General features: G+C 73.5%; 22 protein-coding genes. 12 read left to right on the top strand and 10 right to left on the bottom strand.

Annotated features, from left to right (window positions below):
* From AB0G16_RS11205 to AB0G16_RS11180, 6 genes are all read left to right on the top strand, one after another.
* On the top strand, positions 1-610 hold a 610-nt coding region (locus AB0G16_RS11205), incomplete at its 5' end, for a DNA translocase FtsK (RefSeq protein ID WP_362802246.1).
* Positions 611-694: 84 nt separating this feature from the next.
* Positions 695-1,456: a RodZ domain-containing protein gene (locus AB0G16_RS11200; RefSeq protein ID WP_362802242.1), complete on the top strand. Its 762-nt coding sequence runs from the start codon at positions 695-697 to the stop codon at positions 1,454-1,456.
* A gap of 153 nt (positions 1,457-1,609) precedes the next feature.
* Positions 1,610-3,019: a 30S ribosomal protein S12 methylthiotransferase RimO gene (rimO, locus tag AB0G16_RS11195; RefSeq protein WP_362802239.1), complete on the top strand. Its 1,410-nt coding sequence runs from the start codon at positions 1,610-1,612 to the stop codon at positions 3,017-3,019.
* Positions 3,020-3,044: 25 nt separating this feature from the next.
* Complete coding sequence (pgsA, locus tag AB0G16_RS11190) at positions 3,045-3,650, top strand: CDP-diacylglycerol--glycerol-3-phosphate 3-phosphatidyltransferase (RefSeq protein ID WP_362802236.1); 606 nt, start codon at positions 3,045-3,047, stop codon at positions 3,648-3,650.
* Positions 3,647-4,150, top strand: coding sequence for a nicotinamide-nucleotide amidohydrolase family protein (locus tag AB0G16_RS11185; protein WP_362802233.1), 504 nt, complete (start codon positions 3,647-3,649; stop codon positions 4,148-4,150). Before pgsA ends, AB0G16_RS11185 begins: the two co-directional genes overlap by 4 nt.
* 207 nt (positions 4,151-4,357) lie before the next feature.
* Positions 4,358-4,705 (top strand): helix-turn-helix transcriptional regulator, encoded by a 348-nt coding sequence (locus AB0G16_RS11180; RefSeq protein WP_344905173.1) that lies wholly within the window; start codon positions 4,358-4,360, stop codon positions 4,703-4,705.
* On the opposite strand, the gene AB0G16_RS11175 is transcribed toward AB0G16_RS11180, so the two are convergent.
* Both AB0G16_RS11175 and AB0G16_RS11170 read right to left on the bottom strand, forming a co-directional pair.
* Entirely contained in the window at positions 4,702-5,493 is a 792-nt protein-coding gene (locus AB0G16_RS11175) for a DNA-formamidopyrimidine glycosylase family protein (RefSeq protein ID WP_362802228.1), read from the bottom strand. The two genes, AB0G16_RS11180 and AB0G16_RS11175, sit on opposite strands and share 4 nt — an antisense overlap.
* Positions 5,494-5,538: 45 nt before the next feature.
* Positions 5,539-5,988 (bottom strand): Rrf2 family transcriptional regulator, encoded by a 450-nt coding sequence (locus AB0G16_RS11170; protein WP_362802226.1) that lies wholly within the window; start codon positions 5,986-5,988, stop codon positions 5,539-5,541.
* A gap of 431 nt (positions 5,989-6,419) precedes the next feature.
* Here AB0G16_RS11170 and AB0G16_RS11165 point away from each other — a divergent pair, with 431 nt between their 5' ends.
* Together AB0G16_RS11165 and AB0G16_RS11160 are read left to right on the top strand one after the other, a co-directional pair.
* Positions 6,420-7,598 (top strand): ROK family transcriptional regulator, encoded by a 1,179-nt coding sequence (locus AB0G16_RS11165; RefSeq protein WP_362802223.1) that lies wholly within the window; start codon positions 6,420-6,422, stop codon positions 7,596-7,598.
* A 328-nt stretch (positions 7,599-7,926) separates the two neighbouring features.
* Positions 7,927-9,102, top strand: a complete 1,176-nt coding sequence (locus AB0G16_RS11160; RefSeq protein ID WP_362802221.1) for a condensation domain-containing protein — start codon at positions 7,927-7,929, stop codon at positions 9,100-9,102.
* A gap of 168 nt (positions 9,103-9,270) precedes the next feature.
* Here AB0G16_RS11160 and AB0G16_RS11155 read toward each other — a convergent pair whose 3' ends face one another.
* From AB0G16_RS11155 to AB0G16_RS11140, 4 genes are all read right to left on the bottom strand, one after another.
* Positions 9,271-10,725, bottom strand: coding sequence for a glycoside hydrolase family 3 N-terminal domain-containing protein (locus tag AB0G16_RS11155; RefSeq protein ID WP_362802218.1), 1,455 nt, complete (start codon positions 10,723-10,725; stop codon positions 9,271-9,273).
* A gap of 149 nt (positions 10,726-10,874) precedes the next feature.
* Positions 10,875-11,774, bottom strand: a complete 900-nt coding sequence (locus AB0G16_RS11150) for a carbohydrate ABC transporter permease (protein WP_362802215.1) — start codon at positions 11,772-11,774, stop codon at positions 10,875-10,877.
* Entirely contained in the window at positions 11,771-12,784 is a 1,014-nt protein-coding gene (locus AB0G16_RS11145) for a sugar ABC transporter permease (protein ID WP_362802212.1), read from the bottom strand. Before AB0G16_RS11145 ends, AB0G16_RS11150 begins: the two co-directional genes overlap by 4 nt.
* A gap of 2 nt (positions 12,785-12,786) precedes the next feature.
* Positions 12,787-14,124, bottom strand: coding sequence for an extracellular solute-binding protein (locus AB0G16_RS11140; RefSeq protein WP_362802209.1), 1,338 nt, complete (start codon positions 14,122-14,124; stop codon positions 12,787-12,789).
* Positions 14,125-14,338: 214 nt separating this feature from the next.
* On the opposite strand from AB0G16_RS11140, the gene AB0G16_RS11135 reads away from it, so the two are divergent.
* Positions 14,339-15,520, top strand: coding sequence for an ROK family transcriptional regulator (locus tag AB0G16_RS11135; RefSeq protein ID WP_362802206.1), 1,182 nt, complete (start codon positions 14,339-14,341; stop codon positions 15,518-15,520).
* Between the two features lie 11 nt (positions 15,521-15,531).
* Positions 15,532-16,176, top strand: coding sequence for a M15 family metallopeptidase (locus AB0G16_RS11130; RefSeq protein WP_362802203.1), 645 nt, complete (start codon positions 15,532-15,534; stop codon positions 16,174-16,176).
* Between the two features lie 77 nt (positions 16,177-16,253).
* On the opposite strand, the gene AB0G16_RS11125 is transcribed toward AB0G16_RS11130, so the two are convergent.
* The gene (locus tag AB0G16_RS11125; protein ID WP_362802201.1) at positions 16,254-17,699 is read right to left on the bottom strand and encodes an MATE family efflux transporter; all 1,446 of its coding nucleotides are present in this window, start codon (positions 17,697-17,699) and stop codon (positions 16,254-16,256) included.
* A 376-nt stretch (positions 17,700-18,075) separates the two neighbouring features.
* Positions 18,076-18,516 carry a MarR family transcriptional regulator gene (locus AB0G16_RS11120; RefSeq protein ID WP_362802198.1) on the bottom strand — a complete coding sequence of 147 codons (441 nt, stop codon included), beginning with the start codon at positions 18,514-18,516 and terminating at the stop codon, positions 18,076-18,078.
* A 246-nt stretch (positions 18,517-18,762) separates the two neighbouring features.
* Between AB0G16_RS11120 and AB0G16_RS11115 the strand changes: the two genes are divergently transcribed.
* Together AB0G16_RS11115 and AB0G16_RS11110 are read left to right on the top strand one after the other, a co-directional pair.
* Positions 18,763-21,981 (top strand): BTAD domain-containing putative transcriptional regulator, encoded by a 3,219-nt coding sequence (locus AB0G16_RS11115; RefSeq protein ID WP_362802195.1) that lies wholly within the window; start codon positions 18,763-18,765, stop codon positions 21,979-21,981.
* A 204-nt stretch (positions 21,982-22,185) separates the two neighbouring features.
* Complete coding sequence (locus AB0G16_RS11110) at positions 22,186-23,352, top strand: FAD-dependent monooxygenase (protein WP_362802192.1); 1,167 nt, start codon at positions 22,186-22,188, stop codon at positions 23,350-23,352.
* An 88-nt stretch (positions 23,353-23,440) separates the two neighbouring features.
* On the opposite strand, the gene AB0G16_RS11105 is transcribed toward AB0G16_RS11110, so the two are convergent.
* The gene (locus AB0G16_RS11105; protein ID WP_362802189.1) at positions 23,441-25,309 is read right to left on the bottom strand and encodes a N,N-dimethylformamidase beta subunit family domain-containing protein; all 1,869 of its coding nucleotides are present in this window, start codon (positions 25,307-25,309) and stop codon (positions 23,441-23,443) included.
* A gap of 175 nt (positions 25,310-25,484) precedes the next feature.
* On the bottom strand, positions 25,485-26,900 hold the full coding sequence (locus AB0G16_RS11100; protein WP_362802187.1) for a hypothetical protein: 1,416 nt from the start codon (positions 26,898-26,900) through the stop codon (positions 25,485-25,487).
* Positions 26,901-26,910 lie beyond the last annotated feature (10 nt).

The raw sequence follows: 26,910 nt of genomic DNA, 5'->3' as shown, positions 1-26,910 counted from the left end.
GGACTCCATCGTCCGCATCACCCAGCTCGCCCGCGCCGCCGGCATCCACCTGGTCATCGCCACCCAGCGGCCCAGCGTGGACGTCGTCACCGGCCTGATCAAGGCCAACGTGCCCTCCCGCCTGGCGTTCGCCACCTCCTCGCTCGCCGACTCCCGCGTCATCCTCGACCAGCCGGGCGCAGAGAAGCTCGTCGGCCAGGGAGACTCGCTCTTCCTGCCGATGGGCGCCAGCAAGCCCATGCGGCTGCAGAACGCCTTCGTCTCCGAGAAGGAGATCGGCGAGATCGTCGGGCACTGCAAGGCCCAGATGGCGGCCGAGTACCGCGAGGACGTGGCCGCCGTGGCGGCGACCAAGAAGGAGATCGACGAGGACATCGGCGACGACCTCGACCTGCTGGTCCAGGCGGCCGAGCTGATCGTGACCACCCAGTTCGGCTCGACCTCGATGCTCCAGCGCAAGCTCCGGGTGGGCTTCGCCAAGGCGGGCCGGTTGATGGACCTGCTGGAGAGCAGGAACGTCGTCGGGCCCAGCGAGGGTTCCAAGGCGCGGGAGGTCATGGTCAAGCCCGACGAGCTTCCCGGTCTGCTGGCGGACCTGCGCGGGCAATGACCACCCCCCTGCCTGTGGTGTTCCCGCCGGTTACTGGTTGAATGGGTGTCACTACGCAGCGTCGGGGGGCGGGGGGCGTGCGCCATGGGTATTGGCAGCGATCTGGCGGATGCACGGCGGTCCATGGGGATGACCGTCGGGCAGTTGAGCGCGCGGACACGGATCCGCGAGGTGCTGATCCAGGCGATCGAGCGGAACGACTTCTCCCAGTGCGGGGGTGACTTCTACGCCCGCGGCCACATAAGGAACATCGCCAAGGTCGTCGGGCTCGACCCGGAGACGATGGTGCACCGCTACGACGAGCAGCACGGGGGCGTGGCGCCACCGGTGCGGGCGGCCACCGTCTTCCAGGCCGACATGCCGTTGAAGATCCGCGAGCGCCGCTCGCCCAACTGGACGACGGCCATGGCGCTGGCCCTGGGCATCGTGGTGGTCTTCGGCGTGGTGCGGACCATGGAGGGGGGCGACACCCCGATCGCGGACATCAGGTCCGCCCCCGTGCCGTCCGCCTCGGCCCCGCCGGTGCCCGGCGCCGCTCCCAGCTCGACGCGCCGCGCGGCGTCGCTGTCGGAGGGGAAGCGCGGCGACACCGTGGTCCTGCAGGTGAAGGCCAGGCGGGCCTGCTGGGTCGACGTGGAGGACGCGGGCGGCAAGAAGATCTTCTCCGGGACGCTCAAGGCCGGAAAGACCTCGACCTGGAAGGCCAAGGAGAAGCTGAGGGTCGTCTTCGACGACGCCGGTGCCGTCTCGCTGAAGGTCAACGGCAAGAACATGGGCACCCCGGGCAAGCGCGGGCAGACCGTCGACCGGTCCTTCGCGGCGCCCGCCGCCACCAAGCGGCGCTGACGTCGCGATCCCGGGACCGGCGGCGCCCGGCCGGGCCGGGCCGGACCGGGGGGTCCGCGGCGTCCGCGGCGACCGGAACGACCGGGACGGCGGTGCCGGAATGGGGGGAGGTGCATCGGGTGGTGGCCAACTCCCGATACCGTAGTGTCCACCATGTCATCCCGCCGAACCGCATCGCTGATCACACTCGGTTGCGCACGCAACGAGGTCGACTCCGAGGAACTCGCCGCTCGTCTTGAGGCTGCCGGTTGGCAGCTCGGCGACGACGACCCCGACGTCGTCGTCGTCAACACGTGCGGCTTCATCGACTCAGCGAAAAAGGACTCCATCGACACGCTGCTCGCCGCGGCCGACTCGGGCGCCAAGGTGGTCGCCGCGGGCTGCATGGCGGAACGCTACGGCGACCAGCTCGCCGACGCGCTGCCCGAGGCCTCGGCCGTGGTCTCCTTCGACGACTACACCGAGATCGGCGCGCGCCTCGACGACGTGCTGGCGGGCAGGCCGCTCGTCCCGCACACGCCCCGCGACCGCAGGACCCTGCTGCCCATCTCGCCCGTGGACCGTGCCGCCGCCCCCAAAACCGCCATCCCCGGCCACGGCGAGCTCCCCCGGGGTCTCGCCCCCGCCAGCGGCCCCCGGCCGCTCCGCAAGCGCCTGGGCGACGGGCCGGTGGCCTCGCTGAAGCTGGCCTCCGGCTGCGACCGGCGCTGCACGTTCTGCGCCATCCCGGCCTTCCGTGGCGCGTACGTCTCGCGCGGCGCCGAGGAGCTGCTGGGCGAGGCCGCCTGGCTGGCCTCCGAGGGGGTCAGGGAACTGGTCCTGGTGAGCGAGAACTCCACCTCCTACGGCAAGGACCTCGGCGACCTGCGGGCGCTGGAGAAGCTGCTGCCCGCCCTGGCCGCGACCGACGGGATCGAGCGGGTCCGGGTGAGCTACCTGCAGCCCGCCGAGCTCCGCCCGGGACTGCTGGAGATCATCTCCTCCACCGAGGGGGTGGCCCCCTACTTCGACCTGTCCTTCCAGCACGCCTCCGGCACGGTGCTGCGCCGGATGCGCCGCTTCGGCGACCCCGCCCGGTTCCTGGACCTGCTGGAGTCGATCCGCGCCCACGCCCCAGAGGCGGGCGTGCGGTCCAACCTCATCGTGGGCTTCCCCGGCGAGACCGAGGAGGAGTTCGCCGAGCTGACCGGCTTCCTTCAGGAGGCCAGGCTCGACGTCATCGGCGTCTTCGGCTACTCCGACGAGGACGGCACCGAGGCGGCCACGCTCCCGGGCAAGCTCGACCAGGAGGTCGTCGACGCCCGCCTGGCCGCCCTCACCGAGCTGGCCGAGGAGCTGATGGCCCAGCGGGCCGAGGAGCGGATCGGGACCGAGGTCGACGTCCTGATCGAGGAGGACCTCGGCGACGGCGGCTACGAGGGGCGCGCGGCGCACCAGGGCCCCGAGGTGGACGGCTCGGTGACCGTCCAGGGCATCGGGCTGGTGCCCGGCCAGATCGTCCGGGCGGTCGTGGTCGACTCGGAGGGGGTCGACCTGATCGCCCGCATCAAGGCGGCCTCGTGAACGCGCCGCCGGGCCGGGAGGGCGTATGACCAACACGCCAGAGACCGGCACCGATTCGACCGCGGCCTCCGCGCGCCCCCCGGTGAGCGCGTGGAACATCGCCAACGTCGTGACGGTGATACGGCTGGCGTTGGTCCCGTTCTTCGTGGCCTGCCTCTTCCTGCCCGGCTCCGGCTGGCGGGCCGCCGCGCTGGTGGTCTTCGTGGTGGCCTCGTTCACCGACCTGCTCGACGGTGAGCTGGCCCGCCGCTACGGCCTGATCACCGACTTCGGGAAGATCGCCGATCCGATCGCCGACAAGGCGCTCATCGGCGCCGCGCTGATCGGCCTGTCGGTGCTGGGGGAGCTGCCCTGGTGGGTCACCGTGGTGATCCTGGGCAGGGAGCTGGGGGTCACCGCGCTGAGGTTCGCGGTCATCCGGCACGGCGTCATCCCGGCCAGCTACGGCGGGAAGGTGAAGACCGTCCTGCAGATCGGCGCGATCGTCTCCTACATCTGGCCCGGCGTGCCCGAGCCGGTCCGCTGGGTCGTCATGGGCGCGGCGGCGCTGGTCACCGTGGTCACCGGCGTCGACTACGTGATCCGGGCGATCAAGCTGCGCCAGGTCGCGAAACGGGCCAGGGCCCTGTGAGCGCGCGCCCGCCCGCGCCCGCCCAGGTCGTCTCCCTCCTCGCCGGAAGGGGTGAGACGGTGTCGGTGGCCGAGTCGCTGACCGCCGGCCTGATCGGCGCGGCCCTCACGACCCCGCCCGGAGCCTCGGCGGCCTTCGTGGGCGGGGTCCTCTCCTACGCCACCGAGCTCAAGCACCGCCTGCTGGGCGTCCCCGCCGAGCTCCTGGAACGCGAGGGGGCCGTGCACCCGGACGTCGCCGCCGCCATGGCCGAGGGGGTGCGCCTGCTGACCGGCTCCACGTACGGCCTGGCCGCCACCGGGGTGGCCGGTCCCGATCCGCAGGACGGCAAAGCTCCCGGTACCGTCCACCTGGCCGTTAGCGGGCCGGATGGACGGGTATGGCACCGGGATCCACGGCTGGCCGGGACGCGCGAGCGGATCCGGGAGTCGACGGTCAATGAGGCAGTGGACCTTCTCAGAGGTGTGCTGGAGGCGAACGTGGGGGAACATTCCGGGTGATTACCGCGTTACGTCCCCAGCGAACATGCTCCGCTTGGTCTGCCGCGGCATCGGTTGATACAGGTACGGTGGAACCGTGAGTGAGGTAAAGGTCAAGCGATGATGACGGCGAGGAGTATGTACCAAGGGGCGCGTTCGAAGAACGGGCGGCACGAACCGATTGCGCGGAGCGTCGTGAAGACGTCCGCGCCGGGGAGGGAGCGACAGATGGTCCTGCTGCGTCAGCTGCTCGGTGACGTGCTGCGGCGGCTGAGGGTGCGGCAGAGTCGCACCCTGCGTGAGGTGTCCACACTGGCCCGTGTTTCCCTCGGATACCTGTCCGAGGTGGAACGTGGCCAGAAGGAGGCCTCGTCAGAGCTGCTCGCGTCGATCTGCGGTGCCCTGGGCGTGCCGCTTTCACAGGTTCTCCGTGAGGTTTCCGACCAGTTCGCGTTGGCCGAGCTTCAGCACGCTCCGGTGCTGGCGGGCGACGTCCCCGAGCGGGAGCGTCTGCCGATCCCGGAGACCGTGCCCGAGTCCGTCTTCCCCGAGGTCAACGACATGGTCGCCGCCTAGCCCGCCGGAGGCCCCGGCTGGCAGTGACGGCACCAGACGATCAGCCGCTCCTGCGGCTCCGCCCCCATCTCCCCACGACTGATCCGATGCCCGCAGCGTAGGCACGGCCGTCCGGCCCTGCCGTAGACCCAGGTGCCCCGTCCCGGACGGGAGTCGCCGGTGGTCGTCCTGTCCGGACGGTCCCTGTTGGTGTCCATCAGCCGCCGTGCGAGCGACACGATCGCTCCCAGATCCTCGACCGCGCCCACCGGCCGCCAGGGCGACACCCCGGCCAGGAAGAGCGTCTCGGCGCGGTAGATGGTGCCCATCCCCGCGAGGTTGCGCTGATCGAGCAGCGCGACCCCGACGCTCGTCTCCGGCCGCAGTGTCAGCCGCCGCAGCGCCTCGGCCTCGTCCCAGTCCGCCCCGAGCAGGTCCGGCCCCAGATGGCCGACGAGCCGCTCCTCCTGCGCGGTCGCGACCAGGTCGACCATGCCCAGCCGTACCCCCGTCGCCTGCCACGCGTCGTTGGCCAGCACCAGGCGGACCACGTCCCCGCGCGGCAGGGCGCGTCCGGCGGGCGAGATCTGCCAGCTCCCCTCCATCCGCAGGTGGGTGTGGACGGTCAGATCCCCCTCGACCCTGGTGAGCAGGTGCTTGCCGCGCGCGACGGTCCCCAGCACGGCACGGCCGGTCAGGTCGGCCGTGGCGTACCGGGGCACGCGGAAGTCCGAGCGGACCAGCACGCGGCCGTCGAGCGCCCGCCCGAGCCGTACGGCGGCACGGTGGACGACGTCACCCTCGGGCATCGCCGCCACCGCGGGCCGGGGGGCGGACGGGGGGCCGGGGCACGCTCAGCCCCAGGCCGCGGGGTCGGCGGTCAGGCTGCGGACCCGTTCGGGCAGGGCCCCGGTGGCGACGTTCTCGAGCGTGACCTCCTCCAGGATGGCCCGTTCGCTGGCGCGCAACGCGATCCAGACCTGCTGGAGCGATTCGGCGGGGCCCCGGTAGCCGACGTGCTCGGGGCGTTCCCCCCGGACGTTGGCCAGCGGGCCGTCGACGGCCCGGATCACGTCGGCGAGGCTGATCTCGGCGGGCGGGCGGGCCAGCACGTAGCCGCCCTCGGGGCCGCGCTGACCGCGGACCAGCCCGGCCCGGCGCATCTGGAGCAGGATGTTCTCAAGGTACTTCGGGGGCATGTCCTGCTCCTTGGCGAGCTCGCCCACCGTGGTTGGGCCGTCACCCGCGGCGGCGAGTTCGGCGGCGGCACGGAGGGCATAGTCGACACGAGCGGATAGGCGCATGTAACCGATTATCCCGCCTGCTATTGGTTCCTTACGCGCGCGGGGCCGCCCGAGGTGTCGTGGCGCCCGTCACGTCGGGTGGCGAAGGGCCCCCACGGTGCGCCCCGGAGCCCGAAGGAGCCGTGCGGCACGGCGGTGGGACGGCGGGCGGGGGCCCGTGGCGGGCGGGGCGCGCCCGCGTCCCGGCGGAACGGCGGGCAGGCCCCGTGGTGATCGCGGGGCACGGCACGGCGCGCGGAGGGGGCGGGGACGGGAGCGGGGACGGGAGCGGGGACGGGGACGGGGACGGGCGGGGGGTGTCCCGGCGAGGGTGGCGCGGTCGTGACCAGGCCCGGCGGGGCTAAACTACTGGAAGCCTTATTAATGAATGGAACAGCTATTCTCGGATGAATGTATTTCGACGGGGAAACGGCGAGCAAGAGAGCGTGCATATGGAGCGACGTCCTGGCGTGCCCAGGCTGCTGAGGGAGATCAACGACAGGGCCGCCCTGGAATTGCTGCTCGCCTCCGGGCCGCTGACGCGGGGGCAGATCGGCGAGCTCACCGGCCTTTCCAAGGTGACGGCGTCACAGACCCTTGCCCGGCTGGAGGGGCGCGGCCTGGTCGAGGTGGCCGGGGAGCAGGCGGGCGGGCGCGGCCCCAATGCAGCGCTTTATGGGATTATTTCCTCCTCCGCCTATGTGGCGGGTCTGGACGTCGGCCCGGAATTCGTCACGACCGCCATCGCCGATATCCACGGTGAGATCGTGGCCGAGGTGCGGGTGGCGCCCGACGGTCACGACGACCCTGTGGCCCTCGTGCACAACTCGGTGGTCAAGGCCTGCCGGTCGGCGAAGGTGGCGCTCTCCAAGCTGCGCTCGGTCGTCATCGGCACCCCCGGCGTCGTCGACCCGCGCACCGGTGACGTGCGGTTCTCCTTCGACCTGCCCGGCTGGCACGAGGGGATCCACGAGGCGCTCGCCCGGGACCTGCGGCGCGACGTCAGGATAGAGAACGACGTGAACCTCGTCGCCATCGCCGAGCGCACCCTGGGCGCGGCCCGCGAGGCCGACGACTTCGTCCTGCTGTGGGTGGGCCGGGGCATCGGCCTCGGCGTCGTGCTCGGCGGACGGCTGCACCGTGGCCGGTCCGGCAGCGCGGGCGAGATCGGCTACCTGCCGGTGCCCGGCGTGCCGCTGGCCGAGGACGTCCGGGCCGTGCCGGGCCGGCTGCCGTCACTCGCCGGGGGCCTGCAGTCCCTGGTCAGCGCCGAGGCCGTGGCCGAGCTCGCCGGGACGTACGGGTTCGAGGGCGAGAGCGCCGCCGAGTGCGTGGCGGCGGCGGTCGCGGCGGGGGAGCGGGGAGAGCCCCTGATCAACGAGATCGCGGGACGGCTGGCGCTGGGCGTGGCGTCGGTGTGCGTGGTGCTCGATCCCGGACTCGTGGTGCTCGCCGGCGAGGTCAGCACGGCCGGCGGGGACGCGCTGACCTCCAGGATCGAGGAGGCGGTGGCGCGCAGCTGCCCGATCAGGCCGCAGGTGGTCTCCAGCGAGGTCACCGGGAACCCGGTGCTGCGCGGCGCCGTCATCGCCGCCCTGGAGCAGGCCAGGGAGGAGATCTTCGCCTCCTGAGGGGCCCTGCCCTCGACGCCCTCGACGCCGTGCTCCGGCGTCGCCCTCGACGCCGCGCCGCGGGTGTCACCTTCGACGCCGCGCTCCGGGCGTCGCCCGGCGGAACCGCCCTCCGTTCCGTCTCCGGTGAGGGCGTCCTCGGCCGTACCCCCCGGCCCGCCGCCCGTGTCCCGTCCGGTCCCCGGCCCGGTGGTCGCTTGTCTCGCGTGTTGCCCGTGTGTAGCATTCGAGGTGCGCTAATAGACAAGAAAGTTTCCTAATAGTTCTGCCGGGGTGTGTGAGACCCCGGCGCCTGCCCGGGAAGCCGCCTGCGAGGGAGACGGACAGGATGTCGTACGGCCCCTTCGACCTGCGGGGGATCCCGCTGGCGCTCCACCTGAACGGCCGGGTCGACGTCCCGGCGCTGCTGGACGCGTGCGCGGCCGTGGGCAGGCGCCACCCGGTGCTCGGCCGGGTCAGGGTCACCCGTACCGAGACCGCCCCCGAGCGCTACCGCGGGCTCGCCGAGGCCGAGGCCGCCCGCCCGTTCGACCTGGAACGCGGTCCGCTCGCCCGGTTCACCCTCGTCACGACGGGCCCCGGACGCGTCCGGCTGCTCTTCGTGGCGCATCCTCGGGTCTTCGACGCCGCCTCCAAGGACGTCCTGCTGCGGGACCTGGCCGACGTCTACTTCTCCCGGGCCGTCCCCGCCCGGCCGGTCGCGGGGACGCCCGCCCAGAACGCCTCGGCGCCGTCCGGCACGGTCGTCCCGCCCGGCGCCGAGGCGTTCTGGGCGGAGCGCGACCGTGAGCCCGCCGAGCCGGTCCTGCCCGGCCTGCGGGCCGTCCCGCACGGCACCGGTCCCGGCGAGATCGTGGAGACGGTGCTCGGCGCCACCGAGTCGGGGGCGCTCACCGAGGCCGCAGGGACGCTCGGCGCGACCAGGTTCGAGCTGCTCCTGGCGGTCCTGGGCGCGCTGCTGCGCCACTACGGCGCTGTGGGGTCGCCGCTCGCCCTCGAGCTCGGCACCCGTACGCGGGAGACGCGCGAGTGCGTCGGGCCGTTCACGGCGCGGGTGCCGTTCGTCCCGCATCCCGGGCCGGACGAGGAGTTCCCCGCGCACGTGCGCGCGGTCCGGACGGAACTGCGCGCCATGTACCGCTTCCGGTACGCGCCGCCCGAGCCGTCGCGCGCGCCGGTGCTGCTCAGCTACCGCAGGCGGGCGGGGGTCCCGGAGTTCGCCGGGGTGGCGGCCGGGGTGGAGTGGACGGTGTTCAACGGGGTGGCCCGGGGCGCGTTGCACGTCCAGGCGGTGGACGCCGGGGGGAGCCTCACCCTGGGACTCCGCTTCAACCCGGCCGCGATCGACCACGCGGACGTCTCACGGATCGCGGGTGACCTGCGGGCGCTGCTGCGCGCCGTCCCGGAGGCACCTCACGGCGGGATCGCGGAGCTCGCTGAGCTCGCTGAGCTCGCTGAGCTCTCGGGGATGGCCGCCCCCGTCGCGGGAGGCGTCGCGGGGTGACGGCAGGCGGGCGTTCCGGGGTGACCGGCACGATGGGGTGACCGGCACGCCGGGGTGACCGGCACGGTGGGGGGCGGGGCGTTCGTCCCGGCTCCCGGTGCCGCGGACGAGCACGGGACGTAACGGGAGCGGGACGGGAGCGGGACGGACGCCGGCGGGAAGGCCGGCTCAGACGCCGAGGAGTTCGGCGGCGGCCTGGGCGTTGGCGCGGGCGGCGCCGTAGGTGGCCAGGTAGGTGACGCCCTCCGGGCGCCAGATCGGCAGGCCCATCTCCACCACCGTGGCGTCGGGACGGGCGGCCAGCAGCGCGGAGACCACCGACTTGCTGGTCTCGTAGCGGTGGGCGTCCTTGACGACGACGACCAGGGAGCGGCCCGCCGCGCGCTCCAGGATGGCCGGCACGTCGGCGGCCTCCGGCTTGACCCGCAGCACCTCCGCCTGCGGCAGCAGCGGGGTGAAGCCCCACGGCACGTCGCCGACCGCGATGGTCGGCGGGGTGTCCACCTCGACCACGAGGGGGTCGACCAGCGGGGTCGCCGAGCCGGTGAGGCTGACCGCGCGACGGGCGGCGGTCAGGCCGATCACCTCCTGCTCGGCCTCGCCGGTGCGCGGCGTACCGAACCAGTCGCGCAGCGCGGCCACCCGCTCGGCCGCCGCCTCCAGCCGGGCCGCGGGCAGGCGGCCGTCCAGGACGGCGGCGACGATCTCGTCCAGGATCCGGTGGACGTCGTTCTCGTCGGGGATCGGGCCGAGGCAGAGCAGGTCGGCTCCGGCGGCCAGCGAGAGCACCGCGCCCCGGGCCAGGCCGTAGGTGTCGGTGACGGCCCTCATGTCCAGGGCGTCGGTGACGATCACGCCGTCGTAGCCCAGCTCGCCGCGGAGCAGGCCGGTCAGCGCGGCGGGGGAGAGCGTGGCGGGCAGGGCGCCGGTCAGGGAGGGGACGCGTACGTGCGCCGTCATCACGGATCTGGTCCCGGCGCCGATCGCGGCGCGGAAGGGGACGAGCTCGCGTTCGCGCAGCAGTTCCACCGAGGCGTCGACGAGCGGCACCTCCAGGTGGGAGTCCTGCCGGGTCGCGCCGTGGCCGGGGAAGTGCTTGACGCAGGCGGCGATCCCGGCCGACTGCAGGCCGCCGACCGCGGCCACGGTGTGCCGGGCCACCAGCGCGGTGTCGGACCCGAACGAGCGGGTGCCGATGACCGGGTTGTCCTCGGCGGTGTTGACGTCCGCGGACGGGGCCATGTCGAGGTTGACGCCGCAGAGCGCCAGGGCGTCGCCGATGGACCGGTAGACGCGGCGGGTGAGCTCGACGTCGTCCACCGCGCCGAGGGCGGCGTTGCCCGGGTACGGGCTGCCCACGTGGTAGGCGAGCCTGGTGACGTCGCCGCCCTCCTCGTCCAGCGAGACGACCGGATCGGCGGCCTCCCGCAGGCGTGCGGTGAGGGTGGACAGCTGCGCGGCGTCGGCGACGTTGAAGCCGAAGAGCGTGACGCCGCCGAGACCGTTCTCCAGCTCCCGCAGGACCCACTCGGGTGCCTCGGTGCCCTGGAACGCGGCGAGCAGGGTACCGGCCGCCAGGCGGCGCAGCCCCCGGTCTCCGCGATCCGCGATGAGCTCAGACATGCGGTAGGTGTTCCTTACCTGAGATGGGGAGGATGTCGGACAGTGCGAGGGGTGCGTGGCGGTGCGTGGCGACGCGGGGCGTGGGGGAGCGGGGGTGGGGCCGGCGCGGCCCGTGCCTTGTGGGTGCGGGCCGCGCCGGAGCCTGGGGGTCAGCCCTTGACGGCGCCCGCGACGAGGCCGGAGACCATCCGCCGCTGCACCAGCAGGAAGAAGACGATGACCGGGATGGTCATCAGGGTGGAGGCGGCCATGATGCCGCCCCAGTCCACCGACCGCTGGCTGACGAAGAAGCGCAGCGCCACCGGCATGGTGTAGCTGCCCTGGTCGCCGATCAGCGTCAGCGCGAACACGAACTCGTTCCACGCGGTGATGAACGAGAAGATGCTCGTCGCGACCAGCCCGGGGGCCACCAGCGGGAACAGCACCCGCCAGAAGGTGGAGAACCGGCTCGCGCCGTCGATCCAGGCGGCCTCCTCCAGCTCCTTGGGCACCGCCGCGACGAAGGTGCGCAGCATCCAGATGGCGAACGGCAGCGTCATCGCCACGTTCACCACCACGAGGCCGAGGAGCTGGTCGTACAGCCCGGCCCGCCGGACCATCAGGAACAGCGGGATGAGCAGCGCCTCGCCGGGGACCATCTGCACGATGAGCAGCAGGATCAGGAACGAGGTGCGCCCGCGGAAGCGGAAGCGGGCCACCGCGGTGGCCGCCAGCAGGGCGAAGACCGCGCCGACGAGCACGGTGCCGAGGGCCACGATGGAGCTGTTGAGCAGGTAGCGCCAGATGGAGTGGCCCGCGATGCCCTCGGTGAAGACCCGCTGCACGTGCTCCAGCGTGGGGTCGGTGGGGAACGGGATGAAGTCCGTCGTGAAGATCTGCTCGCGGCTCTTGAAGGCCGTGGACACCATCCAGTAGACGGGGAACACCGCGAACAGGAACACCGCGACGGCGGCGGTGTTGAGCGCGAACCGGCCGCGCCTCTTGCGCTTGGCGAGGGGCTTCCTCGTCGTGGCGGGCCGTGCGCGCGGGGCCTCGTGGACAGCGGTCATCGGACGTCCTCCGTCTTCACGATCTGGCGGACGTAGAAGAAGGTGATGACGAGCAGGATCAGCGTCAGCACCACCGCGACGGCCGCGCCCATGCCCATCTTGGGCGGCGCGCTGAACGCCTGGGTGAAGGCGAAGAGCGACAGGTTGAACGCCTCCCGGTTGGAGGTGCCCCCGGCCAGGACGAACAGCTGGGTGAAGACCTTGAAGTCCCAGATCACCGAGAGCACCGTCAGCACCGCGAAGACGGGCTTGAGCAGCGGGAAGGTGATCTTCCAGAAGATCCGCCACGAGCGGGCGCCGTCCACCCTGGCCGCCTCGTACAGCTCCTGGGAGATGCTCTTGAGCCCGGCGAGCACCGAGACCGCGATGAACGGGAACGACGCCCAGACCACCGCGATGATGAGCACCATGTAGATGGTGAACGCGTCGTTCAGCCACGGCTCGCCGGTCCAGTCCGACCGGCCGAACAGCAGCGAGGACAGCCAGTCGGGCAGCGCGTTGAGCGTCCAGTTGATGACGCCCGACTCGGCGTCGAAGAGCCAGCGCCAGATGATCGCGGTGGCGATCTGCGGGGTGGCCCAGGCGGCCATGATGCCGACGATCAGGAAGGTCGACATCTTCTTGCCCAGGTTGTGCAGGAGCAGGCCGACCAGCGTGCCGAGGATCAGGGTGAGCGCCACCGTGACGACGGCGAAGACGACCGTGTTGCGGAGCGAGGTCCAGAAGAGCTCGGACTCGACCAGCTTCTGGTAGTTCTCCATGCCGACCGACTCGGCCGGAGCGCCCCGGATCTGCCGCAGTCCCACGTTCTGGAAGGACATGACGACCATCTGGAACAGCGGGTAGAGCAGCAGTCCGGCGATGACCAGCAGGCCGGGTACGAGCAGCGCGTAGGGGAGGACCCAGGTGGGCAGTCCCTTTGAACGGCGCGGGGGCTTGGTGCCTCGGTGCCCCCGCGCCGGGGCGGGGGGAGAGCCCCCGTCCCGGGCGATGGTTGAGGTGGTCGCCATGGCTACTGGTTCAGGATCTCTTCGAGTTCCTTGTTGGCGTCGGCCAGCGCGGTGTCGACGTCCTTCTTGCCCTCGATGACCGAGCGGGCCGCGCTCTGCAGGACGGCCTTGGTGTCGTTGGCCTCGGCCCAGTTGGTGTCGTTCGGGAAGCCCTTGGCGACCTTGAAGGTCTCGGCGAACGGCGCCTGCACCGGGTCGGCGGCGTACTCGCTCAGCGCCTCGGGGTAGAGCGGCAGCAGGCCGCCCTCCTTGGCGTAGCGGGTGCCGAACTCCTTGCCGGCGGCGAGCTTGACGTACTCGGCCGACAGCTCGACGTTCTTGGTGTCCTTCCAGACGGCGATGTCGTTGCCGCCCTGGAACGCCGGGGCCGGGCCGCTGCCGTCCTTGGCCGGGAGCGAGAAGAAGGCCATCTTCTTCTCGTCGACCTTGCCGCCGCTCTGCTCGGTGATGCTGGTGATGTCCCAGCCGCCGGTCACGTACATGCCGACCTTGCCGTTGGCGAAGCGGGTCGCGATGTCGACCGAGTTCTGGGTGAGCGCGGACTTGCGCGAGACGCCGTGCTTGACGACCAGGTCGGTGTAGTACTGGAAGCCCTCCTTGAAGCCGGGCTCGGTCAGCTTGCCGGCCCACTTGCCGCCCTCGAACGCGGCGAAGTCGCCACCGGCCGACCAGACGAACGGGGAGAGCGACATGTTGGCGTCGGAGCCGCCGTTGAAGGCGAAGCCGTCGACGTCCTTGCCCTTCTCGGCGACGATCTTCTTGCCCGCCGCGACGAGGTCGTCCCAGTTCTTGGGGATCTCGATCTTGAGGTCCTCGAACCAGTCCTTGCGGTAGAGGACGGCGCGGGTGCCGCCGCCCCACGGGGCGGCGTAGATCTTGCCGTCCACGGTCTCGTAGCCCCACAGGTTCTGCGGGATCTGCTGGAAGTCGGGGGTGGCCTTGACGACCTCGGTGATGTCGGTGAGCGCGTCCTGCGCGACCCAGGCGGCGACCTGGTCGTTGCCGAACTCGGTGACGTCGGGGCCCTCGCCGCCGGCCAGCGCCGCGGTCCACTTGGCCTGCGCGTCGGGCCAGGGCACCCACTGGAGCTTGACGTCGGCGCCGGTGGTCTCCTTGAACTTGGCGTTCAGGTCGGCCATGTACTTGTTCTGCTTCTCGTCCGGCGCGCCGAGGCGCCAGACGGTGAGGGTCTGGCCCGCGAACTTGGGGCCGGAGGCGGCCGGCGCCGACGCCGCGCCGGTACCGGCGGCCGGAGCGGGCTCGCTGTTGCCACACGCGGCAAGACCCAGGGCGAGGGCGGCGGTGGTTGCCGTCGTGGTGGCGATTCTCGCGAACTTCACTGGAGTTCTCCCTTTCAGGCTTTCGCCGGGGTTTGCGCTCATCTGTTATGGCGGGGGTCCCCCGCGACCTCCGCGCTCTGCAGTCACTGGGAGCGGCCGGAACTGTCGTGACCCGCGGTTCCGATCACTTGCCTGCGGGCCGGCTGGGGCTAAACTAACAAGAAACTTTCTTAAAAGAAACGATCGTTAGCGGATCGTGACGGGGAGGAAGACCTTGTCCACACGCCCGGGGACACCCCGGTTGCTGCGCCAGCTCAACGACCGCGCGGCACTGGAACTCCTGCTGTCCAGCGGCCCGCTGACCAGGGCCGAGCTGGGAGAACACACCGGGCTCTCCAAGGTGACCGCGGGGCAGCTGCTCGCGCGGCTGGAGGAACGCGCCCTCGTCGCGGTGGTCGGCGAACAGGCCGGCGGACGCGGTCCCAACGCCGCGCTCTACGGGGTGGTGCCCTCGTGCGCGTACGTGGTCGGGCTGGACGTCCTGCCCGGCCGGATCGCCGCCGGGATCGCCGACATCACCGGCACGCTCGTCGCCGAGGTCTCGGCCGAGTTCGGCGAGCACGACGACCCGGTACGGCTGGTGCGCGACGCGGTCGGCCGGGCCTGCGCGTCCGCGGGCGTCGGCGCCGAGCGGCTGCGCGCCTTCGTGATCGGCACCCGGGGCGTCGTCGATCCCGGTACGGGCGACGTGCGCTTCTCCCTGGACCTGCCCTCCTGGCACAACGGGGTGCTCGCCGAGCTCCGCCGCGGCCTCGGCGTCCCGGTGACCATCGAGAACGACGTGAACCTGGCCGCGCTGGCCGAGCGCGCGCACGGCGCGGCACGCGACGTCGACGACTTCGTGCTGGTGTGGGCAGGGGTGGGCCAGGGGCTCGGCGTCATGCTGGGCGGACGGCTGCACCGGGGCTTCACCGGCGGCGCGGGCGAGATCGGCTGGCTCCCGGTGCCCGGCGAGCCGCTCCCCACCGATGTGAGCGAGCCCCAGTCGGGGTCGTTCCAGCGCCTGGTCGGCGGCGACGCCGTGACCGGTCTCGCGAACGCGCACGGCATCGGCTCCGCCGACGGGGGCGATCCGGCCGGCTCGCCGGGCGAGCACGTCCGCGCGGCCGTCGCGGAGGGGGCCGAGGCGTTCCTGGACGAGCTGGCCGGGCGCCTGGCGGTCGGCGTCGCCGCGGTCACCGTGATCCTGGACCCCGGCCTGATCGTGCTCAGCGGCGACGTCGGCAGGGCCGGGGGAGAGACGCTCGCCGCCCGGGTGCAGGAGTGCGTGGCCCGGGTCTGCCCGAGCCGGCCCCGGGTCGTGGTCTCCAGGGTCGAGGGAAACCCCGTGCTGCGCGGCGCCCTGGTCTCGGCCCTGCAGCAGGCTCGGGAGCAGGTCTTCTCCGACACGGTGTGAGAATTGCCGTCATGCGTGACATCGTTCTGATCTCCGATGCCCGAGTCGCCGCCATCCCGGTCGAGGAGTCCGGCGAGCGGCTGGTCGACGTACGGGGGAGGCTGCGGACCGACGGGCGGCTCGCCGACCCCGCCGGGGCCTTCGCCCACCTGCGGCTCGGGCTGCTGACCCGGCTGGAGGCGGCGCAGGCGCAGCTGCCCGGCGGTTACCGGCTGCTGGTGGTGGAGGGCTACCGGCCGCCGGAGACGCAGAAGGAGATCTTCGACGGGTACTCGGCCGAGCTGAAGGCCCTGTACCCGCGGATGTCCCCCGGGGAGCTGCGGGCGGCGGCGAGCCGCTACGTCTCGCCCGTCGAGATCGCCCCGCACACGGCCGGGGCCGCGGTGGACCTGACGTTGTGCGCCGAGGACGGGACCGAGCTCGACATGGGCACCCCGCTCAACGCCACCCCCGAGCAGAGCGACGGCGCCTGCTACACCGACGCCCCGGGCCTGTCGCCCGAGGCCCGCCACCACCGCAAGCTCCTCGGCACCGCCCTGGAGGCGGCCGGGCTGGTCAACTACCCCACCGAGTGGTGGCACTGGTCCTACGGCGATCGCTACTGGGCCATGACCGTCGGCGCCCCGGCCGCCCTCTACGGTCCCCGCGCCCTGTGACCTTGCTGACCTTGCTGACCTTGCCGCCTTGCTGAGACGCGGCTCGGCAGGAGCCCCGCGGCGTCGCGAGCAGGGGATCAGGCGCCGGCCTGCCCGAGCATCTCCCCGGCGCGCTCCGGGCCGCCCCTGGCGAGCCCGCGGTCGATCGCGCCACGGGACACGAGCCAGGTCACGACACCGACGAGGAACACGATGCCCTCGGTGACGGTCAGCGCCCAGATGATGCCGGCCAACCCGAACCAGAAATCACCGATGAGCACGATCGGGATGAACAGGACGCCATGCGCCACCGACATCACGATCGCCGCCACCGGCCGTCCCGCCGCCTGGAACAGCGACGTGATGAGGCCCGTGAATCCGTTCACGATCATCGCCGCGAGCTGCGCCGTGAGGACCGTGACGCCGATCGCGAGGACCGAGCGGTCCGCCGAGAACGCGGAGAACACCTGCTCGCGGAACACGAAGACCGTCGCCGAGAAGATCAGGACGATGCCGCCCACCGTGATCGCGGATGCGCGCAGCGCCGACGTGAAACGGCTCCTGTCGCCCTTGCCGTACGAGTAGGCCAGGAGCGGCAGCACGCCGATCGTGACGCCCATCACCAGGAACTCCGGCACCTGCGCGATGCGCACCGCGACGCCCATGGCCGCGAGCGCGCCGTCGCCGTAGGCCACGGCGAGGTTGTTGAGCACCAGCGTGGTGACGATCATGAAAGTGGATTGGAACAACTCGCCGGCGCCCACGCCGAGGACGGGCTTCACCACGGCGGGCGAGAGCGTGAACCAACGCGGTGCGAGGCTCATGTGCTCGCTGTGCCGCCGCAGCCAGATGGCGAAGTAGGCGACGACGCCGAGGTTCGAGAGGCCCATCGACAGCGCCGCGCCGGCGACGCCCCAGTGCAGCACGAGGATGAACAGGGCGTCGAACACGACGTTCGCGACCGCGGACGCGATGATCCCGATCATCACCTGGCGTGCGGCGCCCTCTGCCCGCACGAGCTGCTCGAGACAGAACGCCGCGGCGAACACGGGAACGAAGATGAGCATGACGGCGACATAGGCGCTCGTCGCGGGTACGGCGGTGGCGTCCGCGCCGAGCAGCACCACGAGCGGGCGCAGCAGGAGCAGCCCGATGCCGCCGAACACGACTCCGGCGATCACCGAGCCCCAGACGGCGAACGACGAGACGTGCTTGATCTCGGCGGCCCTCGCCGGCTCGCGTTCCGCCGCGCCGAGCAGTCGCGAGATCAGCGTGCCGCCGCCGACGCCGAACACGCCGCCGATCGCCATGACCAGGCCGAGCACCGGCGTGCCGAACGTGATCGCGGCGAGCAGCGCGGTGTCGTGGAGCGAGCCGACGAAGCCGGCGTTGACGAGGCTGTAGACCGCGCCGACGATCATCGCGGCGGCCATCGGCACGCAGAGGTGCACGAGGGCGCGGACGATCGGTGCGGTCGAGAGGTACCAGCGGTCGGTGCCGACGGCGTCGGCCTTCGCGGGGGATTCGAGGTTCGTGCCGCTCATGGCTGTTCCCCTTCCGGGCAGGTTCGAGCGCGCGGCGGCGGGCGCCGGCGCGGCGGGGTGGTGTTCTGGGCGCGCGGCCGGGCCGCGTTCGGGGGTGCCGCCGGAATACGGCGGGAACAGGCCGTGGCCTGGGTCAGGTGCGCCGGGCGACGGCGTACGGCGCGGATCTTGGCGTCGGCGACGTCGTGGTCCGGGAGCGCGTGGGACCGGGTGGCCTCGACGGAGGCGGGGCTGGAGCGGCGACCGAACGGTCAGTGGCGCCGGCGCCGGACGGGGCGCGGCTCCTCACGGGCAGGTTCGAGCGCGCGACGGCGGACGCCGGCGCGGCGGGGTGAGGGTGATGTCCTGGGCGCGCGACCGGGCCGCGCGCCCGCGGTCAGGATCGGGTCGGCTGTGGCAGTTCCGCAGTGATCTTCGCGAGCAGGGCGTGCAGGGTGGTCCGCTCGGCCTGATCCAGGGGGGCGAGGATCGTCTCGTCGACGGCGGCCATCGCGGCGTCGAAGCCGGAGATGAGCTCGATGCCGGCAGGCGTCGCGTAGACGCGTTTACTGCGCTCGTTGCCGCCCTTCGTGCGGCGCTCGACGAGGCCGCGGCGCTCGAGCCCCTGCAGCAGGCTCGAGACGCTCGCCGCGCTCGTGCGGGTCATCTGCGCGATATCGCGCTGGATCGCGCCGGGGTTCTGGGCCAGGTAACCGAGCGCGAAGCCCTGCTCGAAGCTGAGCTCCCGGGCCCGGACCCAGTCCTCGGCGGCCTTTCGCTGAGCCCATCCGATCCAGCGGACCTGATCGAGGGTGCCGGTGAGCCTTGGTGCTTCCATAGTCAGGACTCTAACTGTTTGAGTTCTAACTGTCAACGATCGAACTGTCGGTACGTCGTCGCCCGGCGACACGGCCGCGGACGTGCCGGCCGGCACCCTGTCACCGGCCGTCTCCCCGGGACGCCTCCCTCCTCCGCCCCGGTCCGGCCGGTGAACCCGAAGGCCGTCGCCCGTCTCCTGGGACCGCGACCTCACGCTGTCGTGCGGGCGTCCGCCCCCGCGGGGACGTGCGGGACAATCGGGGCCATGCGGTTCGGTGTTCTGGGCCCCCTGCAGGTGCGGTCCCCCACCGGGGAGGAGATCTCCGTGGGCGGGCCCCGGCCGCGTGCCCTGCTCGTGCTGCTGCTGCTCGACGCGGGCCGCGTGGTCGGCCTCCGGAGCCTGATCGACGGCCTGTACGGCGACGATCCCCCCGCGGCCGCCGCCAACGCGGTGCAGGCCCAGGTCTCCCGGCTCCGCCGCAGCCTGCCCGCGGAGGTGATCGAGTTCCACGGGACCGGGTACCGGCTCGCGGCCGATCCCGACGACGTCGACGCCCATCGGTTCGAACGGCTGGCCCGCGAGGGGCGGCGGCTGCTGGCGCAGGGCCGTCACGCGGTCGCGGCGGGCCCGCTGCGCGAGGCGCTCGGCCTGTGGCGCGGGCCCGCGCTGGCCGACCTGCCCCACGGGCGGGCCCGGGCGGCCCGGCTGGAGGAGCTCCGGCTGGCGGCGACGGAGGACCTCGCCGAGGCGGAGTCGGCCCTTCCCGGAGGCGGTTCGGTGGCCGAGCTGCAGCGGTTGGTGACCGCGCATCCGCTGCGGGAACGGCTCAGGGGGCAGCTGATGCTCGCCCTGCGGGCGGCCGGACGGCAGGCCGAGGCGCTGGCCGTGTTCGAGGAGACCAGGCGGCTGCTCGCCGAGGAGTTCGGCGCCGATCCCTCACCTGAGCTCGCCGCGATCCACCTGGCCGTCCTGCGCGCCGAGCGGCCGGCGCCGCCACGGCGAGGGCTCGCGGCCCAGCTCACCAGCTTCGTGGGACGCGAACGCGAGCTGGAACGGATCGACGCGCTGCACGGCTCGCGACTGATCACGATCACCGGGCCCGGAGGCACGGGCAAGACCCGGCTGGCGATCGAGGCGGCCGGGCGCGGGCGGCGCGAGGTGTGCTTCGCCGACCTCTCCCCGCTCGACGGCTCCGCGTCGTCCGGCGGCCCGGGTTCGTCCGGCGGCCCGGGTTCGTCCGGCGGACACGTCCCGCCCGGTGGTGGCGGTGACCGGGTGGCCAGGGCGGTGCTCGGCGCGCTCGGGCTGCGCGAGCCCGGGTTCCACCCGCCGCGCCCGGCCGACCTCACCGGGCACCTGGTCGCGGCGCTCGCCGGGCAGGAGCTGCTGCTGGTCCTCGACAACTGCGAGCACGTGAACGACGACGCCGCCCTCCTGGTCCGCAGGCTGCTCGGGGAGTGCCCCGGGCTGGCCGTCCTGGCCACCGGACGCGAGCCGCTCGGCATCACCGGCGAGACGCTGGTGCCGCTGGCACCGCTGGAGACCCCGCCCCCGGACTCCTCGCCCTCCGCGGCCCTGGCCTGCCCGGCCGTGCGGCTGTTCGCCGACCGGGCGGCGGCCGTACGGCCGGGATTCGAGGTACGCCCGGCCAACGTGGAGACGGTCGTCCGGATCTGCGCCACGCTGGACGGGCTGCCGCTGGCCATCGAGCTGGCGGCCGCGCGGCTGCGCTCCTTCACCGTCGAGGAGATCGCCGCGCGGCTGACGGAGCACGGCCGGTTCCGGCTGCTGTCGCGCGGCGACCCCACGGCCGCGGCCCGCCACCGGACCCTGCGCGCGGTGGTGGAGTGGAGCTGGGGCCTCCTGACGCCCGGCGAGCAGGTGCTGGCCAGGCGGTTCTCCGTGTTCGCCGGGGGCGCGTCCCTGGAGGCGGTCGAGGCGGTCTGCGAGGTGGAGGACGCCGCCGGGCTGCTGGCCGACCTGGTGGACAGGTCGCTGGTCGGGACGGACGGCGACCGCTACCGGATGCTCGACACGATCAGGCTGTTCTGCGCCGGACGGCTGGCCGAGGCCGGGGAGGAGGACCGCATGCGCGGCGGCCACGCCCGCTATCTCCTCGACCTGGCCGGGCGCGCCGATCCTCACCTGCGCCGGGCCGAGCAGCTCCGGTGGCTGGCCAGGCTCTCGGCCGAGCACGCCGACCTGACGGCCGCGCTGCGCTGGGCCGTGCGTTCCGACAGGGAGACGGGGCTGCGGCTGGTCGCCGCGCTGGCGGCGTACTGGTGGCTGGGCGGCCGTCGCGGCGACGCGGGGGAGGCGGCGGCCGAGCTGCTGGAGGCGACCGGCCGTCCTCTCGCCGGGTTGGAGGAGGAGTACGTCATGTGCGTGGCGCACGCCGTGCCGCGGGCGCTTCCCGAGCACTGGGAACGGGCCGGGGAGATCATGCGGTCGCGGGACCGGCCGCTGCGGTACCCCTTCGTCCAGGCACTGTGGGGCATGTCCGCCGGGCCGCCGGAGTCGGTGCCGCCTTCCGGGCCCGAGATCGACCGGCTGTTCGGTTCCGATCCATGGGGTCTGGCCCTGGCCGGGCTGGGCCACGCCCTGCTGAAGGTGCTCGGCGGCGACCCGCCCGGGGGTGAGCGGGACCTGACGGAGGTGCTGGCCCGCTTCAAGGCCCTGGGGGAGCGCTGGGGGACGGCCCAGGGGCTCGACTGGCTGGCCCTGGTCGCGGGGTGGCGCGGGGAGTGGGAGCGTGCCCGGGACCTGTGGCGGCAGGCGCTGGAGCCGCTGGAGGAGCTCGGCGCCCTTGAGGAGACCGTGGACGTGCTGGGGCACCGGGCCGAGGCGCTGGCGCGCGAGGGCGATCTCGCCGTCGCCGCCGCCGACCACCGGCGGGCCGGTGAGCTCGCCAGGAAGGCGGGCCTGCCTGGCGTGCCCGCCGTGACGCAGCTGGGGCTGGGCGAGATCGCGCGGTTCGAGGGGGATCTCGTCGAGGCCCGCCGCAGGATCGGCCTGGCGATCGAGGGGACGGAGCCCGGGGCCTTCGGCGCGGAGTCGGTGCGGACGCGCGCGTTCACCGCGCTGGGACGGCTGGCCGAGGCCGAGGGCGACCTCGCCGGTGCCCTGCTCCACCATCGCCGGGCGGTGGCACGCGCGTGCGGGTCGCCCCTGGCGATGGACCTGGCCGGCGCCGTCGAGGGCCTGGCGGGAGCCGTCCTGCTCCGGGGGGAGGGGACGCGGGCGGCCCTGCTGCTCGGCATGGCGGTGGCGGTGCGCGGGACGGTCGTGGCCGGTGACCGCGATGTCGCCCGGGTCGCCGCGGGCGCCCGCGGCCTCGCCGGGGCGGAGGCGTTCGCGCCGGCGTACGCCAGGGGTGCCGCGATGCGACGCGAGGAGGTGCTCGCGGAGTTCGCGAAGCCCATGGAGCCCGGGGAGCCCGGGGAGCCCGGGGAGCCCGGGGAGCCCGGGGCCGGGGGCGGCTGACGGGAGAGTGCTCCCCGCCGCGGGGAGCGGCCGACGGGGCCGACGCCCGATGCCGGGAGCGGCCGACGGGACCCGGTGCCGAGGCCGTCCGCGCGTGGGCCGGGCGCCTGGTGCCGGCAGTGCTGACGGGACCCGGCATGGGGGGCGTCCGGCCGTCAGCCGACGGTAGGCGATCCGTCAGCGCCTCCCTGGAAGCTCGTGGCCATGAAGAACACCACGGTCCTCATCTCCGGCGCCAGTATCGCCGGGCCCGCGCTCGCCTACTGGCTGAGCCGCTCCGGCCACGCCGTCACCGTCGTGGAGAAGGCGCCCGCGCTCCGTCCCGGCGGCCAGGCCGTCGACTTCAAGGGCGAGACCCACCGCGTCGTGCTGGAGCGGATGGGAATCCTCGACGAGGTGCGGCGGCGCCGGACCGGCGGGACCGACCAGAGCATCGTCGACGCGAACGGCAGGCCGCTGGCGACCCTGCCCGCCGCGTTCACCGGCGGCGACGTCGAGATCCTCCGCGGTGACCTCTCCGCCCTGCTGCACGAGCGGACCGAGGCGGACTGCGAGTACGTCTTCGGCGACTCCGTCACCTCGCTGACCGACACGGCGGGCGGCGTGCACGTCACCTTCGAGCGCGGCGCGCCGCGTACCTTCGACCTCGTGGTGGGCGCCGACGGCATCCACTCCACCGTGCGCAGGCTGGCCTTCGGCCCCGAGTCCGACTACGTGCGCTTCCTCGGGTACCACTACGCGCTGGCCGACCTCGGCGTCGATCTCGGTGCCGGGATGTACAACGAGCCCGGCCGGATGGCGGCGCTCGGCGGGCCCAAGGCGCCCGTGTTCCTCGTCTTCGCCTCCGGGCGGCTCGACTACGACCGCTACGACACGCAGCGGCACAGGGGCATCCTGACCGACGCCTACCGCGGCATGGGCTGGCGGGTTCCCGAGATCGTGGCCGCGCTGCCGGAGGCGCGCGACGTCCACCTCGACCCGATCAGCCGGGTCGAGATCGACCACTACGCCAGGGGAAGGACGGTGCTGCTCGGCGACGCCGCCTACGGCAACACCCTGGGCGGTTTCGGCACCGGCCTGGCCGTCGTGGGCGCGTACGTGCTGGCCGGGGAGCTGGTGGAGGCCGGCGGCGACCACCGGGCGGCGTTCCGCGCGTACGAGGAGGCCATGCGCGGCTACGCCAAGGTGGCCGGGCGGGGTGGCGCCGGGCCCTTTCTCGCCCCGGCGACGCGGCGGGGGATCTGGATGCGGAACCGGTTGTTCAGGAGCCGCTTCCTGTTGTGGTCGATGCTCAGGATGACGGACATGTTCGCCACGGACATCAGGCTCGGGGACTACCCGGCGCTCACCGGGACCTCCGCCGCGCGGTGAGGAACGGCGGCCCCGGCCCCGCCGCGAGCCGGCAGGACCGGCCGTTCCCCGCGGCCGCGCGTTCGGGGTTCCTCGGGGCCGGCAGGGGTCACCGCGCGGGCGGGGACTCCTGCCCGAAGGACACGCGCCGCAGCAGCGGGCGGCCGGGGCCGGTGCCGACGAGGGTGCCGGCGTGCCCGGTCAGCACGGTGCAGCCGCCCGCGTCGCACAGGTCGGTCCATCCGGCCGGGGTCGCCGTCGGCAGCCGCGTGCGGATCCGCCCGCCGTCGTCGGCCAGGTACAGGCGGCCGTTCATCGCGGTCAGCGCCACGGCCCCGGTGCCGGGCTCGACCAGGCTCCAGGTGGAGGAGGCCGCGTCGAGCAGCCACAGGCCGTCCGCGGCGGCGGCGAACAGCTCGCCGTTCACCATGCCCAGGCCGACCCCGCCGCGCGGCGCGGCGGCCAGGGTGATCCAGCCGCGCTCGGGGTCGAGGTGGACGAGCCGGTCGTCGGCGGTGAGCCCGTACAGGCCGATGGGGTGGGTCACGGTGGCCTCCCTGGGGGTGGCCAGGGCGACCAGCGCGGGCGAGGTGCCCCCGCCGGTGCCCCCGGTGGAGGCCGGGCGCCAGCGCAGGTTCTGGCCCGAGACCGCGCGGGTGAGCAGCGAGCCGTCCCGGGCGGCGCCGTACAGCAGGGAGTCGAACACGGTCAGCGCGCGGATCCCGTCGTCGGCGTCGCCGATGCTCTCCCAGCCGCCGGTACGCGCCGAGAGGCGGTCCAGCACGTTGCGGGTGATCCGGTCCACGACCGGGTCGTGCAGGGTGTTGCCCCAGTTGACCGTGGAGGCGGTGAAGACGGTCCCGGCGCCGAGACCGAGGACGCCCATGGTGGCCATGCCGCCCTGGCCGTAGCGGTGCCAGTGCCGCAGGTCGGCGGTGGCCAGGATGACGAACGAGGGCGGGGTGCCGTCGCGGCCGGTGGCCACCGGGACGCCGTCCTCCTCGACGAAGTCGCAGGCGTCGGTCTCGTAGCCGAGCGCGCCCCTGCCGAACGCGTCCCCCTCGGCCAGCCCGGTGCCCTCGAACGCCCAGTGCCCGGGGAAGCGGGCGACGTAGGACTCCTCGTGCATGAGGCGCATGTACGGCCCCCAGGTCCCGGCGCCGCGCCGGAAGCTGACCCCGATCAGGCCGTTCTCCGGCCGGTTCACCGGCGCGCTGGACCACTCGACCGTGGTCAGGGCCGGGTCGGAGGCGGCCATCGGGTCGGTGACCGCGTCGCGGTGGCAGACCATGGTGCGCCCGTCGTCCTCCAGGCGGAACTGCCACCAGCAGGTGTTGCCGGAGAAGACGGCCAGGTTGCCGCCCCGGCGGACGAACTCCTCGACCCTGTCGCGCATCCCGGCCGACCAGTACTCGTCGTGGCCGTTGACCACCAGCAGCCGGTAGCCCGACAGCAGTTCGCGCCCGTCGTGCAGGTCCAGGGCCGAGCAGTAGTCGACGTCGTAACCGGCCGGCCCCAGCCAGCGGATCATGCCCTCCTCCCAGCGCTCGGGCGGCGGGCCGCCACCGGGCCGGTCGAAGGAGACGCGCGCGGCCCGGGTCGGCTCCTCGGTCCAGTAGATGGACTCGCCCGGGATGCCCGCCCGGTTGTACGCCTGCCAGGTCGGGAACGGGATCGACAGCAGGATCGGGGAGCGGGGCCGGGCGGCCCGTACCGCGAAGTGGACCTGGCCGCTCTCCTCGCCGCTCTCCTCACCGGAGGTGAAGACCGCGCGGTAGAGCGAGCTGGACCAGGACGCGGGCACGTCGAGCGTCCACAGCGGGCCGGTGAACTCCGCGTCGAGCACGGGCAGGCCCGTGGCGACGTCCTCCACCCGCACCGAGCCGTGCAGCGGGGCACGGGAACCCCGGGCCAGGTGGAAGCGGAGCGCGCCGCCCAGGGCGCAGGACGTCGACTCGGCGTAGGCGTGGACGGTCATCGGCCCTCTCCGGCGCGCGGCCCGCGGGTCTCGGATCCGGTCACGGCGTGCGGCCCGGCGGCCCCGGGTCCGGCGTGCGGCCCGCGGGCCTCGGGTCCGGGTCCGGGTCCGGCGTGCGGCCCGGCGGCCCCGGGCATGTCGTGCGGCCCGGCGGTCCCCGGCCTGAAGGGGGCGCTCAACCGACCGGCTCCAGTACCTCGCGGAACGCCGCCTCGACCAGCAGGGACTCCAGGTCCAGCAGGTAGCGCTCCATGGCCGGGCGCGGCAGGTGGCGGGTGTCGGCGGTGAGCGAGACGCCCAGCCCGCCGGGCTCACCGGTCACGTGCAGGCAGAACCGGCAGTTGAGCCGCTCCTGGCTGAGCGGCCAGGTGAGGGTCGTCTCCTCCAGTGCCCGCCGCACCGTCGGCTCGTCCGGGGAGGCGTCCACCACATCGGCGAAGCGCATGTCGTTGAAGCAGCAGTAGGGATGGATCGTCGCGCCCCGCTCCCGGCCGGCCCGCGCGGCGATCCGGTCGCGGTCGCGCGGGTCGTGGTAGGCGGAGCGGTAGGCGCGCAGCGCGGCGGGCCTGGCGGCGCGCAGCGACTCGGTGAAGCCGCCCTCGCGCAGGTCCAGCACGAACAGGCCCTCCTGGGAGAGCGTGGTGACCGCCGCGGCGGTGTCGCCGCGGAACCGGTTGCCCACGATCGGCAGCATCGCGCACACGTCGTGTCCGCTCACCCGCCCGGCCAGCGTGGAGGCGGCGGTCAGCAGCACGGTCGAGGTGCTCGTGCCGTGCACGGCCGCGATCCGCCGCACGGCCAGGTCCATCGCCCGGGAGACGAGCCTGGCCCGCCAGATCGGGGGACCCGGGGGTGCGGCGACCCGCCGGTCGAACATCGTCGGCGGGATGCGCCGGTACCCGCTCTCCCAGTGCTCGGCGGCGCTCCCGGCGACCTTCCGGCCCGGCTCGGAGCACTGCCAGCGGGCCAGGTCCAGCGGGGAGGGCGGCGGCGGCCCGGCCAGGGAGCCGCGCAGCAGGAGCAGCCGCAGGTCCCTGATCGCCGCCTCGGCGCCCAGGCCGTCGGCGGCCAGGTGACAGAAGACGAGCACGATGTGGGTGACCTCGCCGTGCTCGACGACGAGCCCGACCCGCAGCGGCCACTCGCGCTCGTAGTCGAAGGCGGTCTCCGCGAGCTCGTCGCGCAGCCGCTCGGGGTCGCCGTCCGAGACGGTGACCGCGATGGCGCCGGCGGTCGCGAGCACCTGCCACGGCTCGGCGCCGCCGCTCCGCGCTCCGCCCGTCTCTCCGCCGCCTTCCCGCTCGCCGCCGGCTCGCCCGTCGCCGGTCCGCCCGCCGTCCGGTCCGGGTCTCCCGTACGGCGCCCGGCCCAGCCTGGTCCGCAGCGACCCGTGCCGCTCCACCAGCGCGCCCAGCGCCTCGGCGGCCCGCGCCACGGTGAGCGGCCGTGCCCTGCGGGGCACGGCGAGCACGCGGCCGAAGTTGAAGTAGCGGTCGTCCGGCGCCGTCTTCAGGATCGTGTCCCAGATGGCCCGCTGTCCCCAGGTCAGCGGTGCCGTGTCCGGAGGGCCCCCCGAGAACCGGATGTTCATGTCGTCTCCC

The sequence above is a fragment of the Streptosporangium sp. NPDC023615 genome (assembly GCF_040640155.1).
Lineage (GTDB): Bacteria > Actinomycetota > Actinomycetes > Streptosporangiales > Streptosporangiaceae > Streptosporangium.
The sequence above is the reverse complement of the archived record's forward strand: the minus strand, read 5'-3'. Positions and strand labels throughout refer to the sequence as shown.

Excerpts from the sequence above, each read along its gene's own strand:
- AB0G16_RS11200 (WP_362802242.1), top strand. The coding sequence starts at position 695 with ATGGGTATTGGCAGCGATCTGGCGGATGCACGGCGGTCCATGGGGATG.
- rimO (WP_362802239.1), top strand. The coding sequence starts at position 1,610 with ATGTCATCCCGCCGAACCGCATCGCTGATCACACTCGGTTGCGCACGC.
- pgsA (WP_362802236.1), top strand. The coding sequence starts at position 3,045 with ATGACCAACACGCCAGAGACCGGCACCGATTCGACCGCGGCCTCCGCG.
- AB0G16_RS11180 (WP_344905173.1), top strand. The coding sequence starts at position 4,358 with ATGGTCCTGCTGCGTCAGCTGCTCGGTGACGTGCTGCGGCGGCTGAGG.
- AB0G16_RS11175 (WP_362802228.1), bottom strand. The coding sequence starts at position 5,493 with ATGCCCGAGGGTGACGTCGTCCACCGTGCCGCCGTACGGCTCGGGCGG.
- AB0G16_RS11170 (WP_362802226.1), bottom strand. The coding sequence starts at position 5,988 with ATGCGCCTATCCGCTCGTGTCGACTATGCCCTCCGTGCCGCCGCCGAA.
- AB0G16_RS11165 (WP_362802223.1), top strand. The coding sequence starts at position 6,420 with ATGGAGCGACGTCCTGGCGTGCCCAGGCTGCTGAGGGAGATCAACGAC.
- AB0G16_RS11160 (WP_362802221.1), top strand. The coding sequence starts at position 7,927 with ATGTCGTACGGCCCCTTCGACCTGCGGGGGATCCCGCTGGCGCTCCAC.
- AB0G16_RS11155 (WP_362802218.1), bottom strand. The coding sequence starts at position 10,725 with ATGTCTGAGCTCATCGCGGATCGCGGAGACCGGGGGCTGCGCCGCCTG.
- AB0G16_RS11150 (WP_362802215.1), bottom strand. The coding sequence starts at position 11,774 with ATGACCGCTGTCCACGAGGCCCCGCGCGCACGGCCCGCCACGACGAGG.
- AB0G16_RS11145 (WP_362802212.1), bottom strand. The coding sequence starts at position 12,784 with ATGGCGACCACCTCAACCATCGCCCGGGACGGGGGCTCTCCCCCCGCC.
- AB0G16_RS11130 (WP_362802203.1), top strand. The coding sequence starts at position 15,532 with ATGCGTGACATCGTTCTGATCTCCGATGCCCGAGTCGCCGCCATCCCG.
- AB0G16_RS11125 (WP_362802201.1), bottom strand. The coding sequence starts at position 17,699 with ATGAGCGGCACGAACCTCGAATCCCCCGCGAAGGCCGACGCCGTCGGC.
- AB0G16_RS11120 (WP_362802198.1), bottom strand. The coding sequence starts at position 18,516 with ATGGAAGCACCAAGGCTCACCGGCACCCTCGATCAGGTCCGCTGGATC.
- AB0G16_RS11115 (WP_362802195.1), top strand. The coding sequence starts at position 18,763 with ATGCGGTTCGGTGTTCTGGGCCCCCTGCAGGTGCGGTCCCCCACCGGG.
- AB0G16_RS11110 (WP_362802192.1), top strand. The coding sequence starts at position 22,186 with ATGAAGAACACCACGGTCCTCATCTCCGGCGCCAGTATCGCCGGGCCC.
- AB0G16_RS11105 (WP_362802189.1), bottom strand. The coding sequence starts at position 25,309 with ATGACCGTCCACGCCTACGCCGAGTCGACGTCCTGCGCCCTGGGCGGC.
- AB0G16_RS11100 (WP_362802187.1), bottom strand. The coding sequence starts at position 26,900 with ATGAACATCCGGTTCTCGGGGGGCCCTCCGGACACGGCACCGCTGACC.